The sequence below is a fragment of the Lacibacter luteus genome (assembly GCF_004118265.1).
GTDB classification, from domain to species: domain Bacteria; phylum Bacteroidota; class Bacteroidia; order Chitinophagales; family Chitinophagaceae; genus Lacibacter; species Lacibacter luteus.
In genome coordinates this window covers 1-14825 of the sequence record NZ_SDHW01000009.1, presented here as the reverse complement: position 1 = coordinate 14825, position 14825 = coordinate 1, and the positions used below count along the sequence as shown (strand labels likewise).

The following is a 14825-nucleotide window of genomic DNA, read 5'->3' as shown; positions in this document are numbered from 1 at the left end:
TTTTTGTTCTTTTGAAATTGGGGAGGCTTAAGCCGCCGTTGTGTACGGCATCGGCCTCCCCGGTTGCTTGCTTATCTGAGGGGGTGGTTATTGTGGGTTGTGATCGATTGGTGCAGGTATTTGAATCACCTCCCCAACAGCTGCACCCAAATCGGGATTGCTTATGAGATCTTCTTCAGTTACTACATGGTCAATCATTACAGGTGCTGTAGCTTCTTCCTTTGCAGGCTCGGCAGGTAATTGCACTTTCAATGCTTCCAGCTCAGCATTCAGTGTTTTTAAGCGGTTGGTGAGCTTTGTTTTTTCTGCACCTTTCGCCTTTTCACGTTTCGCTTCTGCACTGGCAATTTCTTTTTCCTTAGCCGCAATTTTCTTTGCTAATGCCTCAGGATCAGTATTACCAGGCTTTTCAGTTTTTGGCGGGGCAACCTCTTTTTTATGGCCTTGCTTTGCTGCATCTTTTTTCTCTTCAATGCGCTGCTTGTTAAAGTCATGCTCCAGCTGTTTAAGTGTATCCTGTGCAGCCTTCCATTCGCTCATAGCCTGTTGCTTTTCTACACCAGGCGCATTTTCATAGGCGAGCTGTTTTTCGTTGATCACGTTTTGCTGGTTCAGCATTGCGTGATAAATTTCTTCGCTCTTTGTTTCATGCTTTACACCATTACGTGTGTAGGTGGTAACGGCTTTACCGTTTACACCGGCAAGAAACTTTTGCGCTACCTCTTTATGGGTAAACAAACGTCCGAGAGCTTCATGTACTTCGTTGGCTTTGGGATGAGTTTCAAAGAACTCAGAAAGTTTTTGTTCCAGCATATTGCTTGTTATGGTAGTTGAATAATTGCATGAATGCTGCTGATGCTGCGTTGCCTGCGGCATACTTCGTAACCTTCACGGCTTCCTTCATCGTTTGTATTGCCTTCAATGGTGATGAAATAACCATTCTTCACTTCTTCAATAAAACCGGTATGGCCTGCACCTTTGCTGCCAATTTTCATAATGAAGATGTCGCCCGGTTTAACAGCACTGCTGCGTGCAGGTATGCGTTTGCAGCTGGTGTTGTTGTATTGATGCAGTACATGTCCTGTCCGCAACAATGGATTTTTGAGGTTAAGATCAGCACAAGCCTTATTCACATTCCAGTAAACAAAAGCCATGCACCAAGGGTGACCGGCACCCAAACCAACAGACTTCAGGTATTGTGTAACCTGCGGCCCGCCGTTGCTGCCAATTGGCTCTTCTTTAACTCCCAGTTGAGAAATGGCGTAGCGTAATGAGGCTTGTGCTAATAACATCTTTATTGCTTTTTAGTGATCTTACTATGGAGGCTTACTCATCTGTTCTTCGCAACCAGGCTGCACGTATAGTACCTGTTGCGCTGGATGTATTGGTATTTCGGAAACGATAACTGAGATAGGTTGTACCGTTACTTGATAAAATGGGAAACACTTTTGTTTGTGCAGTTGTAACATCAGTAAGTGTAAGCGAATCAACACCCACCCATGTACCGTTTACGGTACCTTCAAAAATTACCTTACCGGCAGTGGTACCACTTGTTTCGGTGAATGTGTACTGAAAGGCTACAAGCTTACTCGGTACGTTGCTGAACGTTACCGTATCGGCAGTTGTAATTGTTTTGGTTACAAGCTTTGAACTTTGTGCTGATACAGTAAGCGTAGCAAATGCTACAGCAATTACAGAAAGAAACTTTTTCATATTGTGTTTAAGAATTTGATTAGGAAAGAAAGCCCGGCTCATCACACCGGGCTTTTGATAATTATCCGGTAAACAAAAGGTTTAGAACTTATGCGCCGAGTGCTTCCACTACAGCATACACACCACTTGCACGGCGTTGGCGACCACCAAAGCGCAGGCTCATTGAATACACATCACCAAAGTATTCTGCCTGGTTAGGGTTGTCGAACATTTTAACAGAGCCTAATGCACGCTCAACGCAGTCTTTCTGCCAAAACAGAGATGCTGCACGATCTTCTCCATCAGCTGCAAAATCTTCTGCCAACTCATCTACTACAGCAACTGCATTATCTGCACCACGGTAGCGGAGTACGGTACTACGCATCATAATGGTAATGCCGAGGTATTTACCAACAATACCGGTTTCAAGGTTTGCTACACGGCCCACATCGGTACGCTCAGCATCGCTAAGACTTTCGAGGAAGTCGTTGTAGTGATCTGCTGTGAGCAAACACACACGACCTTGTACAGGAATATCTGCACGATCCCATTTCTTCTTAATATCCTTGAAAGCTTTTTTGGTAAACTTCTTACGGTTACCTGCACCACCGCTGATGGCAGCAGGTGCATCATCGCCCTCTGTTAAGATGGTATTGGCAACAGCCGGTGCCCAGCGGTACAACAGATTTGTCATACCATCCTGAATAAGCTTGGCCTGATCTTCGCCCACCATGCTTTGGCGTTTATTGTAGCTGTTTTCGTACTTCTCAATATCCTCTACGTGGCGAGGCAATAAGTACAGCGTATCGATGTTGTAAGTGATCTCAGTATCTGCACGCTTTGCAGCAGTTTGAGGAAACACTGTAAGGTTTTTCTTAATAGTGCCGGGGCTTCCTGCAACAGGAATATGCACCACTTTACCCATTAACACATACTGGTCGGCATTTACGCTCCACTGTGCAAACTGGTTATCCTTATAAAGGTTATCAACCACATCCTTTTGCCAAATCTCTACCTGTAAGGCCATACGCAAAACGCCCTGTGGCATAGGTACTAAAGAGGCAATCATCAAAATAGCGAATGGCAATGCTGCGGGAATGAAGCCTTCAGATGCTACTTCGATTGCCATAGAGAAGATAGCGGCTAAGAGAATAGAGGTGAGTAAACGAACTGTTTTCATTGTATGTGTTCTTTTTGTGAGAGAGTTTGTGTGTTGTTTTTCCTGTATGTTGGTGGTGGTTAGCTTATCGTTTGTCTTCGTTATGCGGTTTGCCAAACTCCTCTTTAAACTTGTCGTAGTAGGCATTTTTATCGGCAGCTTTCAACGCATCCAGTTTGCCTTGTTTGTCCAGCTCACTCCAAGAGAGCTCAGCCAATTCTTTACCGCCTTCGTTCTTCAGGTTTTTTACTATGCTTTGCTGTGGCAGCATTACATCCAGTACAGCTTTTAAACCGGCAGGGTTATCTTTAAACTGCTCTTTCAGTTTATTGGCACCATCAACAGTAACCTTCTTATCATCCTTTGCTTTATTCAGCAAATCCTCTACTTCTTTTTCAGTGGTTTGCTTTTGCAGGTTTGCGAGTTTTGTTTCTGCATCGGCTTTTGCAGTTTCGGCAGCAGTCTTTGCATTTTCAGCAGTAGTAAGCTTGTTTTGCAAATCATCAACCTTCGCAGCTTTCGCAACCAGGTCGGCAATCTTTGTATCAACTGCTGTTGATTCAGCATTATCAGCAAGTCCGAGTGCTGTCATAGCAGCAGGAGAAAGAAAGAGTTGTTTCATATTCTGATTTTCGTTTTGAGGATTGAGTACCGCAGCAAAGCGGTTGTTGTATGCGTTCCACATTTCTTTTTCAGTAGAAGCGTTCTTAGGCACTTCAACAGGATCACTGTCGTAAACACTATCGATCAGCTTTTCTGCAAGAGCTTCCTCAGCAGAAAACCATTTGTCTGCATTACCGAGGTATTTCTTTTTGCAGTCTTCAACCGATTTGCCGGTCTTACTGGCATACACTGCACAAATACTGTTTTCCAAACCTTCGAGTAGTTCAGCATTCTGCCGCATTTCATCTGCATTACCAATTGCAAAACCACTTGCACGGTGTGTCATAAAGCGTGCAACCTTGCTCATGTGAACTTTGCGGCCACTTAAAGCCAGCACTGTTCCCATACTTGCAGCCACACCATCAACATAAGTTTCAATCCATGCCTTGCTACTCTTAACTGCATTGTACATAGTGAAGCCTTCGAAGATGCTGCCGCCACCGGAGTTGATGCGGATGTTTACATTAGTGTATTGTTTTTCGAGTGATCTTAATTCTTTTACAAAGTCAGATGCTGTAACATCATCCATACCGATATAACCATACACCAGTATTTCTGCTGTGTTATCATTCAACTTATTTGTAACAAAGAATTTTTGCATTTGCGCTGTTGTGAGTGTAAAAATGCAAACGGCTGAAACCCGTGCCAAATGCGGGTTTGAGCATTACACCGAAATTGTATAAACACTATACAGCGGCAGTATTATCATATATTTTCAATTGGGCATACAGCGTAGCTGTGGGGGATATTTGTGCTGTATGAGTGCAGCACAAACAATAGCAGACAAGCAGTTCCTTGCTAAAATCTTATTTACTACACAAAAGCTCGATCAAAAGATTGTTGCAAAACGTGTAGGTATAAGCGAAACAACCATGAGTAAATGGGTGAATGAATTTGGCTGGAAAAATTTGCGCAACCGCTTACTGGTTGGTAAAGAACAAATACTCAGCGATTTTTATGAAGAGTTGGAAGAGATCAACGAATCTATCAAGGATAAACCTAAAGGCAAACGATATGCCGATACGAAGCTGGGCGATGTGCGCATCAAATTAACTGCCTCTATACGCAACCTTGAAACTGAAATGTCCATAGCGGATATTGTTGGTGCTGGTATGCGCTTCATAAAGTTTCTGCAATACAAAGGCGATATGAACCAGGTGAATGATTTCACCGAATTGTGGAACGATTTTATTCACGCTGAATTAAAGAAATGAGCATCAAACTTGTACTTGCTAATAAAACAGACCGGCAGGCATTGGAAGATTGGGAAGAATTTCTTCAATCCATCCGTGACAGTACGCCTGTTGATATAAACGAAACGGAAGAGGAAAAACAAAAGCGTATTAAATGGCTTGAAAAACCCGGCAATGAAGAAGAGTGGTTTGCCTATTACTTTCCTCAATACTGTTTCTGCAAACCGGCATTATTTCATAAAAAAAGTACTAAGGCTTTTTTAAATGCAAAACGTATTTATCATGCACGTGCATGGGCAAGAGGATTGAGTAAGAGTACACGCCGCATGTTCGAGATATTTTATCAAATGTTTGTTCTCAAAATACGTGTCAACAAACTGCTGATAAGTAAAACGGAAGACAATGCAATTCGTTTGCTTGCTCCATACCGTGGCAACCTCGAAACCAACCAGCGTATTATTAATGATTACGGGCCTCAAAAGAGGAGTGGCAAATGGAAGGAAGATGAATTTGTAACAAAGAGTAAATGTGTATTTCGTGCCGTTGGTGTTGAACAAAACCCACGTGGTGCAAGGCTTGATGAATTGCGTGTAACACACGTTGGGTTTGACGATGCGGATGATGATGAAGTATGCCGAAATGAAGAAAGGCTTGAAGCTCGCTGGAAGTGGATAGAACGAGCTGTTATCCCTACTATTGACATTAGTGCTGATTACTGGATATACTTTGACAACAACATCATTGCCGAGGATTGCCTTGCATTGAGGGCGCAGGAAAAAGCAACAGTAAAAGAAGTTGTAAACATCCGGGATGACTTTGGTAAATCTACATGGCCCGAAAAGAACAGCGAACAGGACATTGATGATATACTTAATTCGATCAGCTGGGAAAGCGGACAGCAAGAGTATTTCAACAACCCGATGAGCCAGGGTAAAACATTTAAAGAAATGAAATGGGGAAAATGTCCTCCGCTTAAAAAGCTTCAGTTCGTTGTAGCATATGCCGATCCTGCCACGAGCAACAAGGATAAACCAACAGTAAAAAGCGGTGCGAAAAACTCTGCTAAATCGCTAACGCTTATTGGCGCATTAAACAACACTTACTACGTGTACAAAGCATGGTTAGATAATACTTCAAACGCCAATTTTATTGAGTGGTTCTATTTGGCAAAAGATTATGTGGGCATACAAACAACAGCATTTTTTGTAATTGAGAATAACAAACTGCAAGACCCATTTTACGAGCAGGTTTTCTTGCCGTTGTTTGCAAGCAAGGCAAAAGAGCTAAACAAACTACTTGTACCCATAACACCGGATACAAGAGAGAAGCCCGACAAATGGGTACGTATTGAAGCCGCACTGGAGCCAGTAGTAAGGCAAGGCAGATTTATACTAAATATAGATGAGAAGGATGATCCGCATATGAAGCGCTTGGAAAAACAATTTCTGAATGCTAAACCAACCTCTAAGAATCTCGACGGCCCCGACTGTTGCGAGGGTGGTAAATACATCATCGATCAAAAATTAATCTTTATGAATCACGGCGCAGATGTTGAAGCTGTGTTTATAGAAAAAAGTTCAAAACACTGGTAATATGCCCTACTTATTATCGGGTGATCTCGACACCCACATTTACAGCGAGAACAAAGAAGAGATTGTGCGTGAAGATGCTGCAATTATTGCCAGCTGCATTGCCGCTGCAATTGCTGAAGCAAAAAGCTATCTCAGCCGGTTTGATCTGTTGGCCATTTTTGGTACAGATGAAATTGAACCAACCCACAGAGATGAGAACCTCAAAAACAAAGTAAAAGACATTGCTGTATGGCAACTGGTATGCCTTGCCAACCCAAATATAAAAATGGAAGTTGCACGTACCCGTTATGAGGATGCTATTAAGTGGCTTACAATGGTGCAGAGTGGCAAAAGCGATCCGAAGCTGCCAATGCCGGTTGATGAAGATGATGAGGATGGTTACGATGAGAGCAGTAACATACAGTGGGACAGTAATCCAAAACGCAATAACTACTACTGATGACAGATAAAGAATACCAGCAGGAGATTTTTAACAGGCTGCAATTTGGAGCCTGCCAGTACTTTTTTTCAACACTACTTGCACAACCCTTTTTAATACACTTGAACTAATGGCTAAAGTAAAACGAGTTACAGCACCCGAACAACAGAAGGTTGTTGTTACAATGACAGAACTTATTCTGCAAACAATTGACCGCAGCAGGGCCGACATCAGTAAATGGTGGAATTCCTTGCAAAGGGCTGAGCAAATCAGTTATCCAAATCGTACAAACCTTTATGATTTGTATGAGCGCATCATACTTGATGGTCACTTAACTGGCATCATGGATAAGCGTGTTAAAAGTGTAAAAAACAAAAAGCTTCATTACAAGGTAAATGGGAATAGTGTTAAGGAATTGGATGATCTGATTAAAAGTATCAAGTTCAGAGAATTTATTGAACTACTTTTTGAAAAGAAATCACACGGCCTTGTAGGCTTTGAATTTACTATTGGCACAGGGTTCGATTACCAGGTTATTCCACGAAAGCATATTAAACCGGAAGCCAAAATCATTGCAACAGAACAGAATGGATGGACGGGCACTTCGTATGAGGGTGTTTGGAATGTAATGGTACTGGAGGATATAAAACGTTTTGGATTCTTGTTGCGCTGCTGCCCCTATGCTATTTTAAAAAGCGGGAGCCTTAGCGATCTTGCACAGTACATTGAATTGTATGGACAACCTATTCGTGTTGGTAAATACGATGCCGCTGATGTTGAAACAAAAAAAGAACTTAAACGTGCATTAAAAGAGGCTGGAGCATCACTCAGCATCACCATACCATCGCAGGCGCAAATAGAGATTATTGGTGATAATGTAACCAATGGAAATGGCGAGGTACATAAGGTAATGTTTAACACCTGTAACAACGAAATGAGTATTGTTGTTCTTGGTAACACAGAAACAACCAGTAACGATAACGGTGGCAGCAATGCAAAGAGTAAGGAGCATGGCAAACAGCAAAAAGAAATCCATAAAGATGACATTGCTGAAATGGCTAACATTCTAAGCAGCGATGCATTCAAAGTTATTTTGCAATCCTATGGTTATCCAGTTGCTCCGGGTGATGGTGGTAGTTTTGTTTTTGAAATGGATATTGATCTTGATGAACTCAAAACAAAAAGCGAAATATGGAGTGTGGTAAGTGCGAAAGTGCCTGTGGCAGATGATGACTGGTACACAACATTCAACATTCCAAAGCCTGCCAACTACGATGCTATGCGCAAAAAAATGGATGAAGAAAAAGCAGCGCAACAACAGCCAGCTCCTGCACCTACACCTACACGCAAACCAAAGCCAAAAGTAAACAACCAGGCGTTTGAAGAATTTGAAGAGCTGGAAGATGATGAGCCGATTGTAAAACGTGTGAAGGGTGCAGCACGTGCATTTTTACAACGGTTTGGTTTTTTCGAGTAAGCCCCGATGATCTTTCGGGGCGTGTGTACAAACAGCTTACAGCCAGTTACGGCAGCGTATGCCCTAACTGTGGCGGTCATATATCGCTTCCTTCCTTAGCAGATAATGGTGGGCCTTACGATGCTATACTCGATCAACTGGCGGCTGATCTGTGGGAACGTAAAGTAAAGACCGGCACTATACCCAAAGAATTGTTTGAGCAAACCAGTAAGGACATTCTAAAAACCATTGACGAAGGTTTAGGTGGTAAAGCATTTGATATTACCGATGGACGTAACACACTTAAAGCATATTATCAGCAAAACTTAAGCGCATTCAGTGCGGCTAAAAGTTATACTGAAATGCTGCACATGCGAAGCTTAATGGCCGATGCTGCAGACTTTACCGACTTCCGCAACAAATGCCTCGATGCCGGTATCCAGTTCAACCAAACATGGTTGAAAACAGAGTATGAAACATTTACTGCTGCTGCGCAAATGGGTAAACAGTATGATGACTTTGTAAAGAACGGTATTGATGTATTAGAGTTTACTACTGTAGGCGATGATCGTGTACGTCCGGCACATGCGGAGCTTGATGGATTAACATTTCGTATTGATGCACCGTATGTAAAACAAATATGGCCTCCGCTCGATTGGGCCTGCCGTTGCCATTTAATACCGGGCATTGATGCAAAGATTACCGATGATGCTACTGCCGGTCGTATGGTAAAAGATGCTGTTAGGAACCCATTATTCAAACAACATGCAGGTATTGATAAAGTGGTGGTAAGTAATGATCATCCCTATTTCAACGCAGCACCAAAAGAGCTTACTGCAACCAAGAATTACGGTTTACCAAGTGTAAAGCATCAATACAATCAAAACAGTTTTCCCGCACGTATAGAAATGGCAAGCGAACAGGAATACCGTGCATGGTGGAAAGACCAGGTGAACATTGAACGCAGCGACAACTTTGTGTTGAAAGATAAAACAGGTGTGCATATTCTCTTTGATAGTCCTGAAACACCGGGCAACAACAAAGCAATTACTTCTTACTTCAAAGAACACATTCTCAAAAACAGTAATGAAGAACGATGGATGTATGCAGCCAATTTAACAGAGATCATTACCAAGCCCGATGAGCTGTGGAGTGTAAGACGTAGCGGAAACAAAATTGCAAGGCATTACATCAAGTATTACAACGATGCGCCGATTCTTGTGATGGTTGAAGACAAGGAAGGTGTAATGACTGCACAAACCATGTACGAGCTTACTGAAGAACGAGCCACAGAGTTCAGGCGTGGCGAATTACTGTATATAAACAGATAACCGGAGGAACTACAGCCACAGGTGATTAGCCTGCCTATATGAACCTCCGGTTACCGCACAAAGATACATGACACCGGAACAATTTCAAACAGAGCTGAAGAAAAAACAAACGGAACTGAAGCATTATGTAAATGCTGTTTTTCCGCAACGGGCCGGTGTTATATCTGTACGCTTCGTAAACGGCAATTTCCGGGCGCAAGGCTGGCAAGGCAGAACATTCCAACGCTGGAAAAAGAACGCAAGGAAGGGCACCGTATTGGTTAAAACGGGCCGTGGGCGGCGTGGCACCAGTTTTACTACAGGTGTGGCGCAAACGAGGGTGTATAACGATGTACTGTATATGGCCGTGCATAACCGTGGTTTCAGTGGCACCGTAAAGGTAAAACAACACCAGCGGCGCATTATGGGCAAAGAAAAACAAGGCACCGGCAGGTTTAGTGTTAAAACAAGAAAAGAACGGATGAAGACGGTGAGCGTTGTAAAGGGCATTAGCACAGTAAAAGAGCATACCCGGAAAATGAACATACCTAAACGCAAGTTTATGCCGGAGAGCATGCAGGACAGCCCTGTGCTGGCAAATGCATTGCAAAGAGAAATAACACGATCACTCAACAAAATTTTTCAATAATGGCAGAGCAGGAATTTTTAAGTTTTGAAGCAACGTTTTTTGAACGCCTGGTTGCTTACCTGAAAGAACAGGTACCGGAGCTGCAATACCTCAATTGGGATTTAGGGCAACTGGAGAACTATGAAATAAGTCCGCCGGTTGCATGGCCCTGTGCATTGATTGATATTGATGACACCAACTTTACCGATCAGCTGCAATTGGTGCAGGAAGCAAACACTGTTGTAATGATCCGTATTGGCTTTAACCCCTTCAGCAATACGAGTAACCTGCAACCGGCAGCGGTACGTGCCAAAGGCAATTACTATTGGGAGCTGGAGCAGAAAGTGTACAAAGCATTACAAGGCTGGGATGCTGATGGACTTTGCAGCCCGTTAACAAGAATACGCAAAGTAAAAGAGCGGCGTGAAGAAGACAGCTTTCGTGTGCGGGTGCTGCTGTTTGCAACAAGGTACGACGATGATAGTGCAATGAAAGAAAGTTACAAACTGCAAGTACCGATGGAGCTGGATGCGGAGATTGATATCGATTAACGATTCTTTAATCGATACATTACACGCATTGCCCTTCGAATATTTTGAAGACAAGAAGGGTATAAACGAGCTGCGGAATAAATTGTAGGAAATGACTTTTGGGGAATTGCTTGTTTTTCAAAACGCTTTTTTGCAGTTACTAAGTCTTCCATAGTAAATGGTTTTGGCTCATGCACAACAGTTTCCCCTTTATGCTTAAAGCTTATTATTGCTGCATGCCACTCTCTTGTTCCTGGATTACTCATTGGTTAAAATTAAGCAGCCCACTTAATATGCGGCCATTTTTTTTCAAAATGTTGCTTGGTAGGTTGTTCCATTTTAAGGCGGCGCAGGTACAGTTGATTGTCGGGCTTTTCCATGATCTGCGGAATGGTGCTGATGCAAAGAAAAAATTCACTTTCGAGCATTTCAAGCACTTTGGGGTAATTGTAGCCAATTAGTTTGGCGTAGAAGAAGTACCGATCAATAAGGCATTCGTTACGTTTTACCTGCAACGTATTGTTACGGCCTTTCCTCTCTTTTGGAGGAAGGGTATCGTTAAAAACGATGTCAGCAAAAAGAGATTGTGAACCCCGCATGACTGCAAATTAATAAAAAAGCCAAAATATTTGACATGAAAAAGCCCCGGCGATGTGCCGGGGCGGGAGTTTCTTATTGTCCATTTTGAATACTATCCCATTTACGTTTGCCTTCTTTCATCTGGTCATTGCTTTCTTTTAGTCCTTCAAAAGCCTCAACAGCATCTTTCTGAAATTCAGCTTTATCTCTTACAGCCATAACTTTTCCAGCAACAAATGAAACAACATGTGTTTCATACATCCAAATATCGCCGAAGACAATATTTTGCTTTTGCTCAGGTTCTCCAACTACTTTAACAACTTCATCTGTTGTCATTCCTTCAGTTACTTTGGTAAAGTCTTTCTTTTGATTGCCACAAGCCATTAAAATTGGCAACAGGAATAACATGGTGATCTTTTTCATTTTTGATTTTTATTATTTATTTAAAAAAAGGGTGTACAGGTACTTTAGGCCGTAGAAAATTAGAATGATAATGACTATTACCAAGCCCATCATTGCGTTTTCTTTATGGTAGTTATTTCTGCGCATTAAGTTTTGAAAGATATACATTTTTAAAAGCGGTTACAAGGGTTGGCAGCTCTTCGTAGGTATAGTCGTTTAGCTTTTTATGCAGGTAGCCGTATTTAAGTATCCATGCATGCAGGTCGGTATAATCTCGCACCATTTTAAGTTTACCATCGGCACCTACTTTTTGCACCCATTTTACAAAGCCAATTTCGGTGGCCATTGCTATAATGTGCTTCACCATCCGCTGCCGTGGATCTTCCTTCGGTTTCTTCTGTTCATTCATCGCTTTTATCCAATCCTGTGCTTCTTTAAATGTTAACTGGCTGGCACTGCATGTGCGGTTGTTGGTTATGTTGCGCACAATGTCTTCTTTATCGTCTCTTAAACCATGCTCGGTAAGCAGTGCATAAAAGGCTGCAAGCTGGTTGCGGGTGATGTTACTCATTATCAATTACAAATTTTACATTGAATATTTTCTTTACATGCCTGTACTTTTTCACTCCGTTATAACTCATATTATTCTGTTTCGCATAGTTGGGAACAGTCGCAATATTGAGGTAAGCACCGATGTGTTCAATAATTTGCACCATGTCGGTATTTGACAGCTCGCCATTTTCAATTCGAAGGCTCAAATGTTCGCATATCTTATTGACTAACATGATTGTTCAATTTATTGAATGACGCATAATACTGTGTTATGGGCAATTGCTACCTGACGTGCTAAAAATGGACTTCATCCCCATTAACACTTTGGTTTCGCCCTTATATCCTCTTTCAAAATGGAAGTTGCCAACCGAAAACCCAAAAGGGAAATCTATTAATTGACCGCTTCCGTAAATGATTATGCTTTTTATCCCTCCGTATTTGTTAATCATTTCCATAATTATTTGCCTTTGAAATATTTTGTTTGTAGGCACTAAGTAGCTTACATTGTCAGCAATCTCAAAGCCTTTTTTTAAGAAGTCCTCAAATATGCTGTAGGGTGGGTTTCCAATTACCCAATCTACTTTGCCTTCATATAAAAAAAAGTCTTTGCCTTCTCGTATTTCACAATAGTCTTTTCCTTCAGGCAAATAATTAAAAAAAGCTCCATCGCCTTTGCAAGGGTCTAAGCATTTCCCTTTTGGGTTTAGCCAACGCACAATGTGTTCACTAACATAGTTCGGTGTATAAACTATGTCTGCTTCTAAAACGGGCTTCTCCCAAAATGTAGTTTGTATATCCATTTTTACTTTCTCGTTATTAAACCGCAACTGCCCATAACAGGGGTTTTGTTCTATTTGGGCTGATGTACTAAATTGAACATTGGGATTTCTATTAAACATTTGTGCTAAACTGAACTTTTGTGCCTTGAAATCCCAAACAGCACAAAGCCCTAATCCGTTGTAGGCAATACTACCTTTCATTAAATTCAAACTCATCGTAATCTTCACTGACCATTATTCCTGAATACGGTTCTTCTGTTGGTTTACGACCATTATAGCCGACATAGCCAACACCTTCAACCATTCCATCTGTTCCGAAACGGGTAACGTAAAATGCAGTATGCTTTAGCATATCTTCCTTAGTGCCTGTTTTGTCAATACATTTTTTATACCCTTCCAACGCTTCTTTAAACTCAGTTGAGTTTTCATCATAGATAAGCTCTATGTAGCCTGTAATTTCAAATTCTGTTCTGCTATTCATATTTATAATTTTAAAAGTTTACTTTTTATACCCGTACTGCCTACAACAAACGGTTTGGCAGCAGTCGGGGGACAAGTGCATATCCTCGTCATTGTGCTACTATCGGCTGCATCGGTTGTTCATCTGCGGTTTTTCAAATACCGCCCGACCGCCAAGCCGCACCGTTTCATGTTTGTATTTTTTGATGAATAATTATTTATCGTCCATGCTTGCTTCTATAAGTGGATTAATCACTTGAACCAGATAATTCAAGTCAGAAAAAGAAAGCTGTTCGATTTGTTCATAGGAATATTGTTGCCCTTCGAAGCGAACAATATTTTTGATCAGCGATTTCATAAACAAACCAAGGTCACCTTTCGACTCTGTCATTACCATAAAGAATACAGGGCCGTTTGGTTCGTAAATTGTAACCAGAATACCTGAAGGCAGCTTTACTGTTGTATATAGTTTCATGCTGTATATTTTTTATTGCCATTGATTCTCCCAAGCTCTCAGCTTCAGGTAGTTTTCAGGATCGAGTTTTTTACGGCCCGGCTGTGTAGCTAAAAATGTATTGTACGGATCAATACCCTGTACAGCGGCAACCTTATCGGCAGCGTTCATTTTTTCCCACATTGGCAGGCAACGCACTTTGTTAATCTTCTTGCCGTACTTGCTCCAAAAGGTATCGAACGGTACTTCGTAAGTGCCTTGTACAATGGTTACCTGTGTGCCGCTAAAGCTTTCGCTGAGCGATTGTTCAAACGCACTTACACGCTCCTTAAACTTCTGCACCTGGTTAAGGTTCATGTTGGTATTGCTGAGATCGATGCGGATGAGTTTACCTTCTGCATCGTACAGCACTTCGGCATTGCCGGTAAAGGCCGGTGAGGATATGTAATAGAGGTTCATTTTTTTAAGAGTGGTTTTAGTTCGTTTGGTAATTGGTAGAGCGTAATAAGCCGGTTATCGGTAAACAAAAACACTACTTGCCCGTAGATGCGAATGTTGTTGCAGAGTTCTTTTTGCATAAATAACCCATCAACATACCGTTTGAGTTTTGGTGCAAGGCGTTTATGCTGCAAGCCTGCAACGTATGCTTTCATTACGGTGCGGTTGGTTGCCTTACGATCCCAGCCGAGGCGTTCTTTTGCCCGATCATACGCATGCTCGGTTATGTGTATGTGTATTTGAACTTTTGTCATTGTGCGTGTCTTACAAAAATTACTTCTAACAAATTGCCTGCTTTGCCTTTGCTGCCGTTGGGCTGTACAATGGTGTAAAATGGAAAATCCACTCAAATTGACCCCCTGCTACCGGCTTAATGTGACCCCCATTCGCCAGACCAATGTGACCCCCTGCGGCCATTTCAAACTGACCCCCTGAAGTTGATAAAAAGATTAGTTGTTTTT

23 protein-coding genes are annotated in these 14825 nt (G+C 42.0%); 7 read left to right on the top strand and 16 right to left on the bottom strand.

The features are described from left to right. Positions 1-87: 87 nt before the first annotated feature. From ESA94_RS20430 to ESA94_RS20410, 5 genes are all read right to left on the bottom strand, one after another. The gene (locus ESA94_RS20430; RefSeq protein ID WP_129132818.1) at positions 88-813 is read right to left on the bottom strand and encodes a hypothetical protein; all 726 of its coding nucleotides are present in this window, start codon (positions 811-813) and stop codon (positions 88-90) included. Between the two features lie 8 nt (positions 814-821). Next, positions 822-1292 carry a CHAP domain-containing protein gene (locus tag ESA94_RS20425; protein ID WP_129132817.1) on the bottom strand — a complete coding sequence of 157 codons (471 nt, stop codon included), beginning with the start codon at positions 1290-1292 and terminating at the stop codon, positions 822-824. A 34-nt stretch (positions 1293-1326) separates the two neighbouring features. Then, positions 1327-1713, bottom strand: a complete 387-nt coding sequence (locus ESA94_RS20420) for a hypothetical protein (RefSeq protein ID WP_129132816.1) — start codon at positions 1711-1713, stop codon at positions 1327-1329. A gap of 88 nt (positions 1714-1801) precedes the next feature. Beyond that, the gene (locus ESA94_RS20415; protein ID WP_129132815.1) at positions 1802-2872 is read right to left on the bottom strand and encodes a hypothetical protein; all 1071 of its coding nucleotides are present in this window, start codon (positions 2870-2872) and stop codon (positions 1802-1804) included. Between the two features lie 64 nt (positions 2873-2936). Further along, on the bottom strand, positions 2937-4115 hold the full coding sequence (locus ESA94_RS20410; protein ID WP_129132814.1) for a head maturation protease, ClpP-related: 1179 nt from the start codon (positions 4113-4115) through the stop codon (positions 2937-2939). A 157-nt stretch (positions 4116-4272) separates the two neighbouring features. On the opposite strand from ESA94_RS20410, the gene ESA94_RS20405 reads away from it, so the two are divergent. From ESA94_RS20405 to ESA94_RS20375, 7 genes are all read left to right on the top strand, one after another. Continuing rightward, positions 4273-4728 (top strand): hypothetical protein, encoded by a 456-nt coding sequence (locus tag ESA94_RS20405; protein ID WP_129132813.1) that lies wholly within the window; start codon positions 4273-4275, stop codon positions 4726-4728. After that, a complete protein-coding gene (locus tag ESA94_RS20400; protein ID WP_129132812.1) occupies positions 4725-6299 on the top strand; it encodes a hypothetical protein in 1575 nt (524 codons plus the stop codon). Before ESA94_RS20405 ends, ESA94_RS20400 begins: the two co-directional genes overlap by 4 nt. A gap of 1 nt (position 6300) precedes the next feature. Then, positions 6301-6738, top strand: a complete 438-nt coding sequence (locus ESA94_RS20395) for a phage protein Gp36 family protein (protein ID WP_129132811.1) — start codon at positions 6301-6303, stop codon at positions 6736-6738. 109 nt (positions 6739-6847) lie between these two features. Continuing rightward, positions 6848-8194 carry a phage portal protein family protein gene (locus ESA94_RS20390; protein WP_129132810.1) on the top strand — a complete coding sequence of 449 codons (1347 nt, stop codon included), beginning with the start codon at positions 6848-6850 and terminating at the stop codon, positions 8192-8194. Between the two features lie 23 nt (positions 8195-8217). After that, the gene (locus ESA94_RS20385; RefSeq protein WP_129132809.1) at positions 8218-9504 is read left to right on the top strand and encodes a minor capsid protein; all 1287 of its coding nucleotides are present in this window, start codon (positions 8218-8220) and stop codon (positions 9502-9504) included. A gap of 67 nt (positions 9505-9571) precedes the next feature. Continuing rightward, the gene (locus ESA94_RS20380) at positions 9572-10132 is read left to right on the top strand and encodes a hypothetical protein (RefSeq protein ID WP_129132808.1); all 561 of its coding nucleotides are present in this window, start codon (positions 9572-9574) and stop codon (positions 10130-10132) included. Next, entirely contained in the window at positions 10132-10662 is a 531-nt protein-coding gene (locus tag ESA94_RS20375; RefSeq protein WP_129132807.1) for a hypothetical protein, read from the top strand. The genes ESA94_RS20380 and ESA94_RS20375 overlap by 1 nt, the downstream gene beginning before the upstream one ends. Here the strand turns inward: ESA94_RS20375 and ESA94_RS20370 are convergent. The 11 genes from ESA94_RS20370 to ESA94_RS21635 form a co-directional block, all read right to left on the bottom strand. Continuing rightward, entirely contained in the window at positions 10659-10907 is a 249-nt protein-coding gene (locus ESA94_RS20370; protein WP_129132806.1) for a hypothetical protein, read from the bottom strand. The two genes, ESA94_RS20375 and ESA94_RS20370, sit on opposite strands and share 4 nt — an antisense overlap. 9 nt (positions 10908-10916) lie before the next feature. After that, the gene (locus ESA94_RS20365; RefSeq protein WP_129132805.1) at positions 10917-11240 is read right to left on the bottom strand and encodes a hypothetical protein; all 324 of its coding nucleotides are present in this window, start codon (positions 11238-11240) and stop codon (positions 10917-10919) included. Between the two features lie 73 nt (positions 11241-11313). Next, a complete protein-coding gene (locus tag ESA94_RS20360; protein WP_129132804.1) occupies positions 11314-11643 on the bottom strand; it encodes a hypothetical protein in 330 nt (109 codons plus the stop codon). 112 nt (positions 11644-11755) lie between these two features. Next, on the bottom strand, positions 11756-12193 hold the full coding sequence (locus tag ESA94_RS20355; protein ID WP_129132803.1) for a hypothetical protein: 438 nt from the start codon (positions 12191-12193) through the stop codon (positions 11756-11758). Next, positions 12186-12407, bottom strand: coding sequence for a hypothetical protein (locus ESA94_RS20350; RefSeq protein WP_129132802.1), 222 nt, complete (start codon positions 12405-12407; stop codon positions 12186-12188). The genes ESA94_RS20355 and ESA94_RS20350 overlap by 8 nt, the downstream gene beginning before the upstream one ends. Before the next feature lie 36 nt (positions 12408-12443). Next, positions 12444-13169 carry a hypothetical protein gene (locus tag ESA94_RS20345; RefSeq protein WP_129132801.1) on the bottom strand — a complete coding sequence of 242 codons (726 nt, stop codon included), beginning with the start codon at positions 13167-13169 and terminating at the stop codon, positions 12444-12446. After that, positions 13144-13434, bottom strand: coding sequence for a hypothetical protein (locus tag ESA94_RS20340; RefSeq protein ID WP_129132800.1), 291 nt, complete (start codon positions 13432-13434; stop codon positions 13144-13146). The genes ESA94_RS20345 and ESA94_RS20340 overlap by 26 nt, the downstream gene beginning before the upstream one ends. Before the next feature lie 192 nt (positions 13435-13626). Further along, positions 13627-13887 (bottom strand): hypothetical protein, encoded by a 261-nt coding sequence (locus ESA94_RS20335; protein ID WP_129132799.1) that lies wholly within the window; start codon positions 13885-13887, stop codon positions 13627-13629. 12 nt (positions 13888-13899) lie between these two features. After that, complete coding sequence (locus ESA94_RS20330; RefSeq protein ID WP_129132798.1) at positions 13900-14325, bottom strand: hypothetical protein; 426 nt, start codon at positions 14323-14325, stop codon at positions 13900-13902. Beyond that, positions 14322-14618 (bottom strand): hypothetical protein, encoded by a 297-nt coding sequence (locus tag ESA94_RS20325; protein WP_129132797.1) that lies wholly within the window; start codon positions 14616-14618, stop codon positions 14322-14324. Before ESA94_RS20325 ends, ESA94_RS20330 begins: the two co-directional genes overlap by 4 nt. A gap of 25 nt (positions 14619-14643) precedes the next feature. Continuing rightward, positions 14644-14825 (bottom strand): hypothetical protein (locus ESA94_RS21635; protein WP_205756031.1); only part of this gene is annotated, 182 nt, incomplete at its 5' end.

Coding starts and splice junctions, on each gene's coding strand:
- ESA94_RS20340 (WP_129132800.1), bottom strand. CDS start 13,434: ATGAATAGCAGAACAGAATTTGAAATTACAGGCTACATAGAGCTTATC.
- ESA94_RS20325 (WP_129132797.1), bottom strand. CDS start 14,618: ATGACAAAAGTTCAAATACACATACACATAACCGAGCATGCGTATGAT.
- ESA94_RS20420 (WP_129132816.1), bottom strand. CDS start 1,713: ATGAAAAAGTTTCTTTCTGTAATTGCTGTAGCATTTGCTACGCTTACT.
- ESA94_RS20370 (WP_129132806.1), bottom strand. CDS start 10,907: ATGAGTAATCCAGGAACAAGAGAGTGGCATGCAGCAATAATAAGCTTT.
- ESA94_RS20380 (WP_129132808.1), top strand. CDS start 9,572: ATGACACCGGAACAATTTCAAACAGAGCTGAAGAAAAAACAAACGGAA.
- ESA94_RS20345 (WP_129132801.1), bottom strand. CDS start 13,169: ATGAGTTTGAATTTAATGAAAGGTAGTATTGCCTACAACGGATTAGGG.
- ESA94_RS20410 (WP_129132814.1), bottom strand. CDS start 4,115: ATGCAAAAATTCTTTGTTACAAATAAGTTGAATGATAACACAGCAGAA.
- ESA94_RS20330 (WP_129132798.1), bottom strand. CDS start 14,325: ATGAACCTCTATTACATATCCTCACCGGCCTTTACCGGCAATGCCGAA.
- ESA94_RS20425 (WP_129132817.1), bottom strand. CDS start 1,292: ATGTTATTAGCACAAGCCTCATTACGCTACGCCATTTCTCAACTGGGA.
- ESA94_RS20415 (WP_129132815.1), bottom strand. CDS start 2,872: ATGAAAACAGTTCGTTTACTCACCTCTATTCTCTTAGCCGCTATCTTC.
- ESA94_RS20390 (WP_129132810.1), top strand. CDS start 6,848: ATGGCTAAAGTAAAACGAGTTACAGCACCCGAACAACAGAAGGTTGTT.
- ESA94_RS20355 (WP_129132803.1), bottom strand. CDS start 12,193: ATGAGTAACATCACCCGCAACCAGCTTGCAGCCTTTTATGCACTGCTT.
- ESA94_RS20335 (WP_129132799.1), bottom strand. CDS start 13,887: ATGAAACTATATACAACAGTAAAGCTGCCTTCAGGTATTCTGGTTACA.
- ESA94_RS20365 (WP_129132805.1), bottom strand. CDS start 11,240: ATGCGGGGTTCACAATCTCTTTTTGCTGACATCGTTTTTAACGATACC.
- ESA94_RS20430 (WP_129132818.1), bottom strand. CDS start 813: ATGCTGGAACAAAAACTTTCTGAGTTCTTTGAAACTCATCCCAAAGCC.
- ESA94_RS20360 (WP_129132804.1), bottom strand. CDS start 11,643: ATGAAAAAGATCACCATGTTATTCCTGTTGCCAATTTTAATGGCTTGT.
- ESA94_RS20375 (WP_129132807.1), top strand. CDS start 10,132: ATGGCAGAGCAGGAATTTTTAAGTTTTGAAGCAACGTTTTTTGAACGC.
- ESA94_RS20395 (WP_129132811.1), top strand. CDS start 6,301: ATGCCCTACTTATTATCGGGTGATCTCGACACCCACATTTACAGCGAG.
- ESA94_RS20405 (WP_129132813.1), top strand. CDS start 4,273: ATGAGTGCAGCACAAACAATAGCAGACAAGCAGTTCCTTGCTAAAATC.
- ESA94_RS20400 (WP_129132812.1), top strand. CDS start 4,725: ATGAGCATCAAACTTGTACTTGCTAATAAAACAGACCGGCAGGCATTG.
- ESA94_RS20350 (WP_129132802.1), bottom strand. CDS start 12,407: ATGTTAGTCAATAAGATATGCGAACATTTGAGCCTTCGAATTGAAAAT.